The organism is Stappia sp. ES.058 (assembly GCF_900105595.1).
Classification (GTDB): Bacteria; Pseudomonadota; Alphaproteobacteria; order Rhizobiales; family Stappiaceae; genus Stappia.
In genome coordinates this window covers 917,573-931,235 of sequence record NZ_LT629784.1, presented here as the reverse complement: position 1 = coordinate 931,235, position 13,663 = coordinate 917,573, and the positions used below count along the sequence as shown (strand labels likewise).

The 13,663-nt window shown below is 63.2% G+C and carries 13 protein-coding genes; 5 read left to right on the top strand and 8 right to left on the bottom strand.

The window, feature by feature from the left end; all coding sequences use genetic code 11:
* Positions 1-24 precede the first annotated feature (24 nt).
* On the top strand, positions 25-2,145 hold the full coding sequence (locus BLU32_RS04425; protein ID WP_093805170.1) for a S9 family peptidase: 2,121 nt from the start codon (positions 25-27) through the stop codon (positions 2,143-2,145).
* Between the two features lie 149 nt (positions 2,146-2,294).
* Positions 2,295-2,816, top strand: a complete 522-nt coding sequence (locus BLU32_RS04420) for a DUF3833 family protein (RefSeq protein ID WP_093805169.1) — start codon at positions 2,295-2,297, stop codon at positions 2,814-2,816.
* Positions 2,817-2,838: 22 nt separating this feature from the next.
* Here BLU32_RS04420 and BLU32_RS04415 read toward each other — a convergent pair whose 3' ends face one another.
* Together BLU32_RS04415 and BLU32_RS04410 are read right to left on the bottom strand one after the other, a co-directional pair.
* Entirely contained in the window at positions 2,839-3,633 is a 795-nt protein-coding gene (locus BLU32_RS04415; RefSeq protein ID WP_157727502.1) for a GNAT family N-acetyltransferase, read from the bottom strand.
* Between the two features lie 384 nt (positions 3,634-4,017).
* Entirely contained in the window at positions 4,018-4,227 is a 210-nt protein-coding gene (locus BLU32_RS04410; protein ID WP_093805167.1) for a DUF2892 domain-containing protein, read from the bottom strand.
* Positions 4,228-4,582: 355 nt separating this feature from the next.
* Here BLU32_RS04410 and BLU32_RS04405 point away from each other — a divergent pair, with 355 nt between their 5' ends.
* A complete protein-coding gene (locus BLU32_RS04405) occupies positions 4,583-4,981 on the top strand; it encodes a hypothetical protein (RefSeq protein ID WP_157727501.1) in 399 nt (132 codons plus the stop codon).
* 24 nt (positions 4,982-5,005) lie between these two features.
* Here the strand turns inward: BLU32_RS04405 and BLU32_RS04400 are convergent, their stop codons facing one another.
* The 5 genes from BLU32_RS04400 to BLU32_RS04380 all read right to left on the bottom strand — a co-directional run bounded on the left by BLU32_RS04400 (position 5,006) and on the right by BLU32_RS04380 (position 8,038).
* Positions 5,006-5,455 (bottom strand): RES family NAD+ phosphorylase, encoded by a 450-nt coding sequence (locus BLU32_RS04400; protein WP_093805165.1) that lies wholly within the window; start codon positions 5,453-5,455, stop codon positions 5,006-5,008.
* 151 nt (positions 5,456-5,606) lie between these two features.
* On the bottom strand, positions 5,607-6,041 hold the full coding sequence (locus BLU32_RS04395; RefSeq protein WP_093805164.1) for an antitoxin Xre/MbcA/ParS toxin-binding domain-containing protein: 435 nt from the start codon (positions 6,039-6,041) through the stop codon (positions 5,607-5,609).
* Between the two features lie 232 nt (positions 6,042-6,273).
* Positions 6,274-6,873, bottom strand: a complete 600-nt coding sequence (locus BLU32_RS04390) for a superoxide dismutase (protein ID WP_029059868.1) — start codon at positions 6,871-6,873, stop codon at positions 6,274-6,276.
* A 320-nt stretch (positions 6,874-7,193) separates the two neighbouring features.
* On the bottom strand, positions 7,194-7,601 hold the full coding sequence (locus BLU32_RS04385; protein WP_093810565.1) for a DUF4332 domain-containing protein: 408 nt from the start codon (positions 7,599-7,601) through the stop codon (positions 7,194-7,196).
* Positions 7,602-7,654: 53 nt separating this feature from the next.
* Complete coding sequence (locus BLU32_RS04380) at positions 7,655-8,038, bottom strand: DUF2267 domain-containing protein (protein ID WP_093805163.1); 384 nt, start codon at positions 8,036-8,038, stop codon at positions 7,655-7,657.
* 156 nt (positions 8,039-8,194) lie between these two features.
* Here BLU32_RS04380 and BLU32_RS04375 point away from each other — a divergent pair, with 156 nt between their 5' ends.
* The gene (locus BLU32_RS04375) at positions 8,195-9,748 is read left to right on the top strand and encodes a helicase HerA-like domain-containing protein (protein WP_093805162.1); all 1,554 of its coding nucleotides are present in this window, start codon (positions 8,195-8,197) and stop codon (positions 9,746-9,748) included.
* Positions 9,749-9,855: 107 nt separating this feature from the next.
* Here BLU32_RS04375 and BLU32_RS04370 read toward each other — a convergent pair whose 3' ends face one another.
* Positions 9,856-10,995 carry a hypothetical protein gene (locus BLU32_RS04370; RefSeq protein ID WP_157727500.1) on the bottom strand — a complete coding sequence of 380 codons (1,140 nt, stop codon included), beginning with the start codon at positions 10,993-10,995 and terminating at the stop codon, positions 9,856-9,858.
* Positions 10,996-11,408: 413 nt separating this feature from the next.
* Between BLU32_RS04370 and BLU32_RS04365 the strand changes: the two genes are divergently transcribed.
* On the top strand, positions 11,409-13,559 hold the full coding sequence (locus BLU32_RS04365; protein ID WP_157727499.1) for an inverse autotransporter beta domain-containing protein: 2,151 nt from the start codon (positions 11,409-11,411) through the stop codon (positions 13,557-13,559).
* Positions 13,560-13,663 lie beyond the last annotated feature (104 nt).

Genomic DNA, 13,663 nt, shown 5'->3' with positions numbered 1-13,663 from the left:
GGCAAAACCCCTACCTCCCGATCCATGCTGAAGACAAACCCCTCCCCCGCCCCGCGCGCCGAAAAGCGTCCCGTCACCGCCACCGTCCACGGGATCGACCGCACCGACCCCTATGCCTGGCTCCGCGCCGACAACTGGCAGGAGGTGATGCGCGCGCCCGACACGCTGGATCCGGCGATCCGCGCCTATCTGGAGGCCGAAAACGCCTATCTGGAAGAAGGCCTCGCCGACACCTCCGCGCTGCAGCATACGCTCTTTGGCGAAATGAAGGGCCGGATCAAGGAAGACGACAGTTCGGTGCCGACCGCCGACGGACCGTTCGCCTATGGCGTGCGCTTCGTCACCGGCGGCCAGCATCCCAAGCTGGTGCGCATCGCCCGCGACGACATCGACGCGAAGGCCCCAACGGAAGAGCTGCTGATCGACGGCGACAAGGAGGCCGAGGGCAAGGCCTATTTCCGCCTCGCCGGCGCGATGCATTCGCCCGACCACGACAAGCTCGCCTGGGCCTTCGACGACACGGGCTCGGAGTTCTACACGCTGCTCATTCGCGATCTCGCCAGCGGCGAGGATCTCGCGGACCGCATTCCCGACACCGGCGGCGGCGGCGTCTGGTCCGCCTGCGGGCGCCATGTCTTCTATGTGCGGCTCGACGAGAACCACCGCCCGTCGAAACTGTTCCGCCACGAGATCGGCAGCGATCCGGCGAACGACGTGCTGGTCTATGAGGAGGCGGACGCGGGCTTCTTCATGGGAGTCGGCAAGACCCAGTCCGGCCGCTTCATCACCATCGACATCCACGATCACGAAACGTCGGAAGTCCATCTCATCCCCGCCGACGATCCGACGGCGGCCCCCGTGTGCGTCGCGCCGCGCCAGACGGCGACGGAATATTCGGTCGAGGACGACGGCGGCGCGCAGTTGGTGATCCTGACCAATGCCGAGCGATCGGAGGATTTCCGTATCGTCACCGCGCCCGTCGCGGACACGCTCGCCGGCAAGGGCCGCAGCGTGTGGACCGACCTTGTGCCGCACAAGCCCGGCCGGCTGATCCTGTCGCACACGCTCTACGCCAAGCACATGGTGCGGCTGGAGCGCGAGGACGGCCTGCCGCGCATCGTCGTGCGCCGTCTGGCCGACGGGCTGGAACATGCCATCGCCTTCGACGAGGAGGCTTATGCGCTCGGGATGGCGGACGGCTACGAATTCAACACCAACCGCATCCGCTTCACCTATTCGTCGATGACGACGCCGAGCCAGGTGTACGACTACGACATGGAGACGCGGGCGCGCACCCTGCGCAAGACCCAGGACGTGCCCTCCGGCCACGACCCGAAGGACTATGTCACCCGGCGCATCCATGCGCCCGCCGCCGATGGCGAGAGCGTGCCGGTGACGCTGCTTTACCGCGCCGACACGCCGCTCGACGGCAGCGCGCCCTGCCTGCTCTACGGCTATGGCTCCTACGGGATTTCCATGCCGGCGGGCTTCAACACCAATTGCCTGTCGCTGGCGGATCGCGGGTTCGTCTATGCCATCGCCCATGTGCGCGGCGGCAAGGACAAGGGCTTCCGCTGGTATGCCGACGGCCGGCGCGAGACCAAGACCAACACGTTCACCGACTTCATCGCGGCCGCGCGCCATCTGGCGAGCGAGCGCTTCACCTCGGCGGAGCGGATCGTCGCCCAGGGCGGTTCGGCCGGCGGCATGCTGATGGGCGCCGTCGCCAACATGGCACCCGACGCCTTTGGCGGGTTGATCGCGGAGGTGCCCTTCGTCGACGTGCTCAACACGATGCTCGACGACACGCTGCCGCTGACCCCGCCGGAATGGCCCGAGTGGGGCAATCCCATCGCCTCGAAAGAGGACTACGCCTATATCGCGGCCTATTCGCCCTATGACAATGTGACGGCGCAGGCCTATCCGCCGATCCTCGCCGTCGGCGGGCTGACCGACCCGCGCGTGACCTACTGGGAACCGGCGAAATGGGTGGCGCGGCTGAGGGAACTGCGCACAAACGACGCGCCGCTCTACCTCAAGACCAACATGGACGCCGGCCACGGCGGCGCCTCCGGTCGCTTCGACCGGCTGAAGGAAGTCGCGCTCGTCTATGCCTTTGCCCTGAAGGTCGCCGGCAAGGCGTAAGGCTCCCGCACGAAAGACAGGCGCCACCGCCCGTTTCGCGGCGGTGGCCGTGTTTTTCGCGCAGGATCGCGGACCAACTGCGTTTCCGATCCGCACGGACGCAACGCGCGTAGAGCATGGCAGACCCTGGAACACACTCAGAGGACGCTATGCTTTCCGTTTCCCGTTTTTTCATCGCCCTGATCCTGAGCGCTGCAACGCTTGCGGCGCCGGCCGCGCTTGCCGCCTCCAAGCCGCTGGTACTGGAGGAGTATTTTCGCGGACGAACCGTCGGCAACGGCGTGTTCGAAAGCGGCATCGCCGGGGTGCGGCGCGACTTCCGTGTGGTGACCCACGGCACCTGGAACCCGAGAACCTTCACGCTCAGACTGCGCGAGGATTTTCGCTACGACGACGGCGAGCGCGACACCAAGGTCTGGTTCTTTCAGAAAGTCGCGGAAAACCGCTACATCGGCACCCGTTCCGACGTGCTCAACCCGGTGACGATCACCACCGGCGGATCGCAGATCAGCTTCGACTATGCCGCCAATGTGGAGACCGGCGATGGTCCCGTCGCCGTGCGCTTCTTCGACACGCTCACGCTGGTCGATCGCCGGACCCTGCGCAACACCGCCGATGTGATGAAATACGGCCTCGTGATCGGAACCGTCGACCTCACCTTCAAGAAATAAGGGGTCCCGCCCGGCGGCGCCGTCAGCGGGTAAAGCGCCCGGCCTCGCTCAGGAGCGCAAACCCGCAAACGAGCTCCGGCGCATGACGCAGGCCGCAAGACTCGACCATGCGCCGGGACACGTCGTTGGATGCGGAGACGAGCTCATAGACATGGCTCGCGCCAAGGTCGCGAAATGCCCGCGTAACCATCAGAGCATTGATCAGGCGGCCGAGGCCCCTGCCCCGATGCGACTCGTCGACCGCGACGAGACCGCCCCAGGCATGTTTTCGGTGTCGGCTCGCGACGTTGTGGGGAAGATAGGCGTGGGCGCTCGCGGCAATGCCGCCTGACGCATCGGCAAGCGCAACCGTGACCGCCGGACCGATGTCACCACTCAGCATCGAGCCGGAAAAGGGAACGATACCGGCCGCTGCCATCATCGCCTGAATGCGCCCTGTCGCCTCGCCCTCCGGTGTCAGCGGCGCATCGAGTTCCGCCAGATCGGGTGGCAGCCCGGTTTCGACAATCGGGAGGCAGGCCGTCAGCGCGGTTTCGCTGTCGGCCAGAAAAACATTCCAGGTATCCAGTCGAAATCCGCGCTTTTGCAATTGCGCGCGCAAGCGCTCCGTCTGGTCGGTCGTGATGAGACGAAAGCCGCAAACGCCGTCGCGCTCGAGAATTGCCTCGATCCGCTCCCAGCCGAGCACGTCCGGATCGTCACATCCCATGCTTCGCCCAGCCTGGAAAAGACCGGGTGTCGCCGCAATCTCGGCGGCGCTGGTCTCGGCAAGCCCCTGCAGGCTTTTTTGACTGTCCGTTCCAAAGAATCCGACCACAACCGCATCCACCTGCCGTTACGATCTCAACAGCTTAGATGGAATCCGGCTGTCTGGCGACAGAACTGGACATGACCGCCGTCACTCAAATCTGAAGTTCGTCTCATTGCCCGGCTCGCTCTGAACGAACTTCAGATTCAAAAGGGTGACGCGCAAATACATGTTTCCAGTGTGGCTTTCGAATTTGAAACCCGCACCGGAGGTTACCGCAGCAATCAGACGAATCTCAAATTCACCACGCCAGCGGTGCCGAGCGGGTCAGACCGCAGCCACGTTCATCCCCGGTCTTAGCACCTGGTCTTCGCGAAAGACGGTACCGCATGGATCAAGGCTGTGGTCACCCGCGCCCAACCGCCCCTTGCCGGACAAACGCGGGGCGCTCGATCACTCGGCCTTGCAGGTGCGAATGCCCAGAAGCGTGTAGGCCGGGCACCATTTCAGGAACGCCGTCGCAAGCGGCACGACGCCGATCCACCCAACCCATTTCCAGGAGATATCGGCGGGCGCGAACAGGGCGAACGCAATCAGCGCAAGCCCGACGACGATGCGCGCGATCCGATCGGCACTGCCGACGTTGGTGGTAACAATGGCCATGATGCAGTCTCCTTGCCCGCCTTTGCGGGCCGCTGCCCGGACGATGCCGGGCCGAATTTATTTCAATAAATCGAATATATTCATTGCGGCGACCGCCTTCAACCGCGTTGGTTTACGTATCCCGGCAACCCGAGGCCGCAGGATCCCGTCAGTCCTTCAGATCAGGACAAGAAACCGCTGCCGCGCCCTTGCGACACAGGCATCCCCTCTGCCAGACACGGTCGAGCGTACCTTGTCCGACCGACCGTGCGCCGCACGCGAAAGCGCAAGCAAACTGGAAACCACACGAACAAAAACCCCGCTCCCGCACTGCGTTTTTCGACGACAGCCGGGGATCGCTCGGGATAAGGTCCGCATGAAAATCAATGAGGCCACAATGACGAAACGCTTTTCCAAAGCCGCAACCGCCGCCCTTCTCGCCGCCAGTCTGGCGCTTGCCGCCTGCAGCCCCTCGGGCAATGTCGCCGGAGGCGGCGGCATCATCGAGACCGCCTTGTTTTCGCCCACCTACAATGACGACTACGTGCCGCAGACCTACGGCAGCCGCTACGACTGCCGAACCATGACGGCGCAATATGGCGCCGCCAATGTCTGGCGCGGTCTCATCGGCGGGCGCAAGCAGGTCGATTTCAAGACCCGTCCCTATTCGCGCGAGGGCTGTTTCCAGACCGAAGCGGAATGCCGGGCGTTCCTGACCTATATCTCGGGCTTCCTGCTGCAGACCTTCACCCGCGAGTGCCGCCTCGGCGCCTGAGGCGACGGCAGCCTGGACCATGGCCTACTCCACCTCGCCCGCGCATATTTCGTCGAGCGTGAAGCTGCGCTCGATCTCCAGAAAGTCGGACTGCCGGTGTGCGGGGTTAACGAGATAGTTGAAGCCCTCCGCCCGCGCGGAGGGCACGCGCAAGAGTGCTGCGGAGGTTGCCCGCAACCACGCGTCACCGATACGTCGTGTGGCGAGAACGTTGTCGCGCCAATCTTCTGGCAAGTCGTCCGGTTCAAGGCGTTCGATCTTCGTGGTTGCCGGAACGCAAACGCGCAACAGACGATACGTGTCGGGCCACAGGAAGACAGGCAGACCGAGCCCTTGCTCGACCTCGATGCGGGCGAGTTCGTGGCTCTCCGCGCAGTACACGACCGCACGGCCGCGGTTGTGCCAGCGTCCGGATGCAATAAGCCCGCCGCGGCCGCTCAGATCCTCATAGCTGGAAAGCCGCCACAGCAACATATCCGATCCCCCACACGCGAACGCGCCATATGTCACGGCTCTATGGAAGAATCATACACGGCGGGGTTTCGATGACCAGTTGATTTCAACGCCGCTGGAGAGCGACGGCAAAGATCGACGCTCTATCGAGGCATGTACACCGGCCGCAAACTCAGGCAGCCAATCCGAAGTCGATCCGCGACAGCAGCTCTTCCACGGCGCTTGCACCGGTTTCCGTGCCGATACACTCGATCGGTGACCGGCCCATCAGCGGCTTGCTGGGAGATCGCAGCCAGAGAAACGCCTTTTGGTGGTTGCCGAACACCTGCTCCGCGAACTTCACAACGCGCGCGAACCGGCAGGCCCGGTCGGAATGTTCGGGCGACAGCTGTACAGCCGTCTCGATTTTCTCCGGGCGACCTCCGGGAAACACCACGCGGTCGATTTCGGCATCCGCAACACCCATCAAGGAAAGGACATCAAGCAAACGACGCTCGACGTGGAAATCAACCGGCGATGAAATCGCCAGCGTCTCCGCCTTGCGATGCAGGCTTTCCAGTTCGGCAATCAGGGAAGCGGGTTGCGCGTTGGACTGGGCAGAGCTCATGATGTTTCATTCCGTCGTATCGTGCCTGGCGACGAAGATGCATGTTGCGACAACCGCGTGCCCCAAACGTCATCCAGACTCAGCGCCCAATAAGTTAACAAAAGGTTAACGAACCTGCCAGGCCGCGCCGCCGGCATGCCCCGACAGTTCTCCTGGTTCGACAAAAAAGGCGGGCGATTCTGTCGCCCGCCTTTGTCGTGTCCGGCCAGAGCCGGATGGGATCAGACCGCGATCAGGACGCGGCCTGGAACAGCTCGTCGACGTAGTCCCAGTTGACCAGGTTGTCGACGAAGGCTTCCAGATACTTCGGACGCGCGTTGCGGTAGTCGATGTAATAGGAGTGCTCCCACACATCGACGCCGAGCAGCGGTGTGGCGCCATGCACCAGCGGGTTCTCGCCGTTCGGGGTCTTCATGATGACGAGCTTGCCGTCCTTCATGGCGAGCCACGCCCAGCCGGAGCCGAACTGCGTCGTGCCTGCGGCGATGAAATCGGAACGGAACTTGTCGTAGCCGCCGAGATCGGCGTCGATCTTGGCCGCCAGACCGCCGGGGAGCGACGTGCCGCCGCCATTCGGCTTCATCCAGTTCCAGAAATGCAGATGGTTGAAATGCTGGCCGGCATTGTTGAACAGGCCGGCATTCTTGCCGAAGCTTTCCTTGACCACCTCTTCCAGCGACTTGCCTTCGAGACCGGAGTCCTTCAGCAGATTGTTGCCGTTGGTGACATAGGCCTGATGGTGCTTGTCGTGGTGATACTCAAGCGTTTCAGCCGACATATAGGGACCGAGCGCATCATAGGCGTAGGGAAGGTCGGGAAGTTCGAAAGCCATGTATTCGTCCTCCAAATGGGGGCGCCAAACGGCGTTGGGCCTGACCGGGGCGACCGCGGGAGCGATCTGCCGGAAGCGGTCCGGCCGGATGTTCTAAGGAAGAAGCAGCGCCAACATGCGCTGCTCCGTGACAGTGCATGGTTCCGCAGCCCCGCGCCGACCGGCGCGGAAAGCGGTTACCGCTTGTCACACAAGGCAAAATAGGGATCCAACCGGCAATCGGCAACGCCTCATCCGGAAAAACCCTTGGAATCGTTCAGCCAACCGGTCGCCAGCCGCGGATCACGCGCCGTCATGCACCCCGGCAAAACGTTCGCGGATCAGTAGGTCATCATCGGCGGCAGCGCCTTGGCCTGCTCGACCCATTTTTCGACCGATGCCTCGCCCGGCACCTGGCGCACGAGTTTCTTTTCCTCGTTCACCTCTTTCATCCTGGCGGCGAGATTGGCGGCGTTGCGGTGCTTCAGCTCCTTGACGGTATCCACGCCGGCGGCCTCCAGAAGCTCGGAGTACTCCTCGCCGACGCCGCTGATGCGCATCAGGTCGGCCATGTTGGCCCATTTCAGGATGCGCGACGCCTCGATGTCGGTCTCCTCGGCAAGCGCCTTGCGCCCCTTGGGGTCCTTGGCGCGCTCCAGATAGGCCTCGGTCGTGCGAATGCCGACCGCCTGAAGCTTCTTGGCATAGGCCGGCCCGATACCCTCGATCTCGTCAATGGAATACGACATTTTCAGCTCCACCTTTGGCCGGCCCCCAACGGCCGGGTTTCACGACACCCGCCTCACAGAACCTGATTGAGCCCGGGAATGGAATTGACCACTTCGTCGACGGCCTCCGGCCCCACCTGCTCGCGCGCGGCGTCCATCAACTCGCGCGTGACGCTCTGAACCTGGTTCATGTCGAGGCCGGCGCTCGTGAGTTCGTTGAGCGCGGCCATCGCGCCCATGCCGCCGCCCAGCATCCCGCCAAGCCCGCCGAGGAAGCCACGCCCCCCGCCCTCGGTCTGGATCATGTCCTCCGCGCCCGGCAAGGCGCCAAGGATCTGCTGAACCTGGTCCGACGGCCCCTCCCGATTGAGAAAATTGAGGATGATCGAGACCGCCTGGCGGGCGACATCCTCGCCGATCCCCGCAGCCTGGGCAATCCGGCCGACAAGCTCTTCCATGCGCCCCTCCAGAATCAAAAAACAAACCTGTGCGTATCTGACACCACAGTTCCCCCGACGACAACCGCTATACAGCGCCCATCGTGCAGGTTACATGACGCCGGACAGACATATCATGCCGTCCGGTGCGAGACAGGCAAAGCGGGAGACGGGCGGGTGCTTGCAGACGACAGGATCTTCATCGGCGGTTCCACCAAGGCGGAATATCTTCACCTCAAACTGGCCAACCGGCACGGGCTGATCACCGGTGCGACCGGCACCGGCAAGACCGTTTCCCTGCAGATCCTCGCCGAGGGATTTTCCAGTGCCGGCGTGCCGGTGTTCTGCGCCGACGTGAAAGGCGACCTGTCCGGCATCGCGGCCGCGGGCGAGGAAAAGGACTTCCTGGAAAAGCGCGCCGGCCAGATCGGCTTTGCCGAGGGCTATGTCTACGAAGCCTTCCCGACGATGTTCTGGGATCTCTTCGGCGAGAAGGGCCATCCGATCCGCACCACCGTGTCGGAAATGGGGCCGCTGCTGCTCGCCCGCCTGCTCGATCTCAACGCGACGCAGGAGGGTGTGCTCAACGTCGCCTTCGAACTGGCCGACGACGAGGGCCTGCTGCTGCTGGATCTCAAGGACCTGCAGTCGCTGCTCGCCCATGTGGCAGAGCGTTCCTCGGAGCTGTCGCGGGTCTACGGCAACGTCTCCAAGGCTTCCGTCGGCGCGATCCAGCGCCAGCTTCTGGTGCTGGATCGCCAGGGCGGCGAGGCCTTCTTCGGCGAACCGGCCCTCGACATCCGCGACATGATGCGCACGACCCGCGACGGGCGCGGACTGGTCTCCGTGCTTGCCGCCGACAGGCTGATGAGCTCGCCGCGCCTCTACGCCACCTTCCTGCTCTGGCTCCTGTCGGAGCTCTTCGAGGAACTGCCCGAGGTCGGCGATCCCGAAAAGCCGCGGCTCGTCTTCTTTTTCGACGAGGCGCATCTTCTTTTCGACGAAGCGCCCAAGGCGCTGATCGAGAAGGTGGAACAGGTGGTGCGGCTGATCCGCTCCAAGGGCGTCGGCGTCTATTTCGTGACGCAGAACCCGCTCGACGTGCCCGATACCGTGCTCGCCCAGCTCGGCAACCGGATCCAGCATGCGCTCAGGGCCTATACGCCGCGCGAGCAAAAGGCCGTGCGCGCCGCCGCGCAGACCTTCCGTCCCAATTCCGATCTCGACACCGAACAGGTGATCATGGAGCTTGGTGTGGGCGAGGCGCTGGTCTCGACGCTTGAGAAAAAGGGCGTGCCGTCGGTCGTCCAGCGCACGCTGGTCCGCCCGCCGTCCTCGCGGCTTGGACCGCTCTCTGACGACGAACGCCGCGAGATCGTGGCGTTGAGCCCGCTCGCCGGGATCTACGAGCGCATCGAGGATCGCGACAGCGCCTTCGAGGTGCTCAAGCGCCGCGCCGAAGAGGCCGCGCGGATGGAGGCGCGCCAACTCGAGCGCGAAGCCGAAGAGGAACGCCGGCGCGGCGAACCGCGGCGCACGCGCACGGGCTTCCAGCTTCCCGACTTCGGCCGCGACGACCGGCCGGCAACGCGGCGGCAGACCAACACCCGCCGCTCGCGCAGCGACAGCGTGGTGGAGACGGCGGCGAAATCCGTCGCCCGTTCGCTCGGCTCCGCGCTTGGACGCGCGCTGGTGCGCGGCATCATGGGGTCGCTGAAACGCGGGTTTTGAGCCGGCCGCCAGCAGGGCCCACGCTTGAGCGCGCGCGCCCAAGCGCGGGCGGCGGGCAATTGCCCGGCTTGCCTGCGCCACCCCCGCCTTCCCGCAAAGGCGTGTGACTATTGCTCCTTGTAGTCCATCGCCTTGACGACGAACCTGCCGTCCTGCGCCTTTTCCAGCACCGCGACCCCTTTGTGATAGTTCATCCCGAGGATGTTGCAGGAGAGGTTGCTGAGATTGGTGCCAAACGACTTCGTTCGGTGACATCCGACATGGCTGACGTAGGTGCACGTCACATACGGGCCGGTTTCCGCACATTCTATGTCGCTGACCTCGCGAACGAACAGCAACAGCTCTTCCATGTATGTCTTGACGATGCACTGATTGCCGCGCGGATGAAGCTGCATGCCCGAAAGGGCCTGGAGCAAAGGCGAATTGGGCCGTCCCGTCTGGTCCGTTCCCAACAGGGCCGCAGGCCGCCCGCACACCTTGCGGACCCAATGCTCCCATTCGGCCTTGCGGACTTCTTCCTCCGGCGTGGAATTCACGTATGTGCCCGTGCCGTCATCGAAAATGGAGATGATGTCGCGATGCTCGCTGTTGCTTTCATCCAGAATGACAATCGGCGACGACCTCTTCCTGTATTCATCAAGATTTATGTTGTATGGATGCGGTATCACATGTGGGCTGCCCGCATTGTGTTTGACGTAGTGAATTCTCTTGTCAAAGTACCACATATTGTAGTCCTTGACCGTCTTTCCATTCACACGCGCAGTCTTGAACAAGACCTGTTTTTCGTTTCCGTAATACGGGTCGTTGTAACGCTCCAGCGCGTCGGCCAACGCCTGAACATCAAAGCGACGCATTCCGATGCCATATGTGTTGGCCGGCATATCCTTTTCGCCGATGTCGAAATCCGGAATACTGCGCACCTTGTAAGGAAAAACATTAAAATAATATGTAATACCATCTTTTTTTGAAGTCGCCTGAAGTATATGAAAGCTACTGTCTCCTCTTTTTGCAATTCTTTTTGGTTTTATTTTTTTTATAACTGCAATATTGTCCCAATCATCTGATTCGTATATTTTCTCGAATCCTTGCTTTTTCCACACTCTTATAAATTTATTTTTGGCAAATATGACTGCTTTCTCGGGTAGGAAACTGATGACATCGGGATGGTCATCTCCGTAATATGGCTCAAGACTTGTAATGCAGCCGCTCAATATGAACGACATCGCAACAACGATAAGAATACGCATGGCTTGCCCCGGAATTTTAACCCCAACACTGTAAATCTTGCACCTTGAAAGGTCGCAAATCAAGGCACGCAGGACGGCGCTTCGCCCCCGTCCGCCCGTGAACACGGGATTGCCCGCGCGAACCGCCTTTCCGAAAGCTTCCGTCGCGGCGCCGCAGGGTCAGCTTTGCAGACACAAACGAAAATTCGCGCAGTTATTTATGAGTGTTTGACTCATATTTTATCGCAGTCTATGTGAGCGCCATGAACCCCGGCCCGACGGTCGGCGGCATTCCATCCGCGGCGCCCGACCCAGCTCCCCGCAAGGCCCGGCCCGCTTTCACATCACCAAGGAGACATCCGCGCGCGGGCGGCGCGCCACGGCGGGGCTGTGCCTGCCGCGGCACATGTGCGTCCGGCGCGGCCCGGCACGCCATGACCAAGAACCATACCCTGTTGCTCTGCGCCACCGCCCTTTATGCCACGCTTGTCCCGTCGCTTCCCGCCTTCGCAGACACCGCGCCGCTGTGGGGGCCGCATCTGGAGATCGGCGGCAAGGTCGGCACCAAGACCGATGTCGGCGAGACGACGATTTTCGTTCCGCTGTTCCAGACCTTCGACCGGCTGATCTACACCGACATTCGCGGCAGCTTCGGCTCGCCAGGTTCTCAGGAACTCAACGCCGGGCTCGGCATCCGCCAGATCATCGACAACCGCTGGATCGTCGGGGCCTACGGGTTTCTCGACTACCGCCGCTCGCAGCACAACAACCATTTCACGCAAGTGACCCTCGGCGCGGAAGCCATGAGCGAGCGCCTCGGCCTGCGCGCGAATGTCTATCTGCCGTTCGGCAAGACCGTGCATCAGGCCGCCTCGCATGACAGTGCGAGCGTCGGCGATGCCTCAATCACCGTGCGCGGCGGCGAGGAACGCGCGATGCGGGGCGTCGACGCGGAGGCGAGCGTGCTGACCGGCCTGAGCCTCTTGGGCGACGGCAGCGACGCGCTCTGGGTCCACGGCGGCGGCTACGCCTTCTGGGAGGACAAGGCCGACACGGTCTGGGGTCCGCGCGTGCGCGCCGAATACCGGGTCGACGACGTGCTCTTTGCCGGAAGCCGCGTCAGCCTGATCGCCGAATACCAGTATGACGAACCGCGCGGGTCGCAAGGGTTCCTCGGTGCGCGGCTTAGGTTGCCGCTGCAGCGCGTCGACGACAACGACGGCAGATCCCCCCTCACCCCGCTGCAGAAGCGCATGACGGAAACGGTGACGCGCGACGTCGACATCGTCACGCAGGCCGGCGCCTTCGGCCAGGCTGTCACCGGCATCGACGCGGCGACCGGCGCCGCGCTCGACGATCTGGCGATCATCGACCCCGCCGACGGCGACCTCGCCCAGCAGATCGACACGGCGGGCGCTGGCCGGCAGGTCTTCATCAACGGAACGGGAAGCGAGATTGCGATCGACGACACGATCAGCCTCACCGCCAACCAGCGCGTCGCCGGTGCATTCAATGTCAGGAACCCGCTCACCGGCCGGGCGATGCGCGTCGGCGACACACGGCTGCACGGAACCGACGCGTCGCGCGACCTCTTTGCGATGGCCGACGATACCACGTTGTCCGGGTTCACCCTCACCGGCGGACGGCACGCGGTCACCTCCGACGGCGCCGACCGCGTCGCGCTGGCGGATCTTTCGATTTCCGGCGTCGCGGGGGCCGGCATCAACTTCGAAAACGGCACCGGACTGTCGGTGGCGCGCGTCGCGCTTTCCGACATCAATTTCGACGCCGCCGACGGCTTCAGCAATTTCGATCCGACCGCGACCCTGCGCGGCGTCGGCATACGCCTCAACCGGGCAAGCGACGTGACGATGGAGACGGTCACCGCCGACCGGGTGGGCATGGGCCTCTTCGCCAATGTCTCGCAGGACCTGACGCTGACCGGCTTCGACATCTCCAACACGTCCAAGGAAGGCTTCATCTTCCATTATGTGCATGGCGCGACGCTCGACCGGGTGAACGTTGCACAGACGACCGCGGACGGCGCCGCCTTCGTCGCGTCGGGCGACATCGCCTACCGCAACTCGACGCTCTCCGGTCTGGGCGCGCTGCCCAACATCGGCAAGCGCAGCGGCATCAACATCTCCGCCTACAGCGGCGACGGCTCGATCATCGTCGGAGCGGACTCCAACACCGGCTACGACTTCGACAACCTGACGATTTCCGGCGCCACCAACAGCGGCATGATGATCATGGGCATCCGCGATTCAAGCTTTGCCGACATCGCGATTTCCGATGTGGACATCATCGGCATCCAGCTCATGCAGACGCTCAACCCGTCGGACAATATCGCCTTCGACAACACGACAATCGACGGCGCGGGACGCGCCGGCTTCTGGATGATGGGCGATTTCGCAAACCTCACCGGAACCGTCTCGGTCACCGGAACGCCAGAGGCTTGCGGCCGCTCGCCCTACATGCCGACAACACTGACGCAACCGGGCGGCGGCACGCTTTCGATCAACGGCGCGACGCTCTCCCCTGCCGACGTCGCAACCACCTGCGCCGAGGTCGCGAATTTTTAAAGGGGCACGACAACGGGTCCGATACCAAGGCCGTCTGCAGAAATCTGCAGGCGGCCTTTTCTGTTTGGGTGATCTTGAAAGCAGTGCCTCAAGACTGTTTTGAA

Bases quoted from the DNA above. Each gene is read 5' to 3' on its own strand.
- BLU32_RS04425 (WP_093805170.1), top strand. From the start codon at position 25: ATGCTGAAGACAAACCCCTCCCCCGCCCCGCGCGCCGAAAAGCGTCCC.
- BLU32_RS04420 (WP_093805169.1), top strand. From the start codon at position 2,295: ATGCTTTCCGTTTCCCGTTTTTTCATCGCCCTGATCCTGAGCGCTGCA.
- BLU32_RS04410 (WP_093805167.1), bottom strand. From the start codon at position 4,227: ATGGCCATTGTTACCACCAACGTCGGCAGTGCCGATCGGATCGCGCGC.
- BLU32_RS04405 (WP_157727501.1), top strand. From the start codon at position 4,583: ATGAAAATCAATGAGGCCACAATGACGAAACGCTTTTCCAAAGCCGCA.
- BLU32_RS04400 (WP_093805165.1), bottom strand. From the start codon at position 5,455: ATGTTGCTGTGGCGGCTTTCCAGCTATGAGGATCTGAGCGGCCGCGGC.
- BLU32_RS04395 (WP_093805164.1), bottom strand. From the start codon at position 6,041: ATGAGCTCTGCCCAGTCCAACGCGCAACCCGCTTCCCTGATTGCCGAA.
- BLU32_RS04390 (WP_029059868.1), bottom strand. From the start codon at position 6,873: ATGGCTTTCGAACTTCCCGACCTTCCCTACGCCTATGATGCGCTCGGT.
- BLU32_RS04385 (WP_093810565.1), bottom strand. From the start codon at position 7,601: ATGTCGTATTCCATTGACGAGATCGAGGGTATCGGGCCGGCCTATGCC.
- BLU32_RS04380 (WP_093805163.1), bottom strand. From the start codon at position 8,038: ATGGAAGAGCTTGTCGGCCGGATTGCCCAGGCTGCGGGGATCGGCGAG.
- BLU32_RS04370 (WP_157727500.1), bottom strand. From the start codon at position 10,995: ATGCGTATTCTTATCGTTGTTGCGATGTCGTTCATATTGAGCGGCTGC.
- BLU32_RS04365 (WP_157727499.1), top strand. From the start codon at position 11,409: ATGACCAAGAACCATACCCTGTTGCTCTGCGCCACCGCCCTTTATGCC.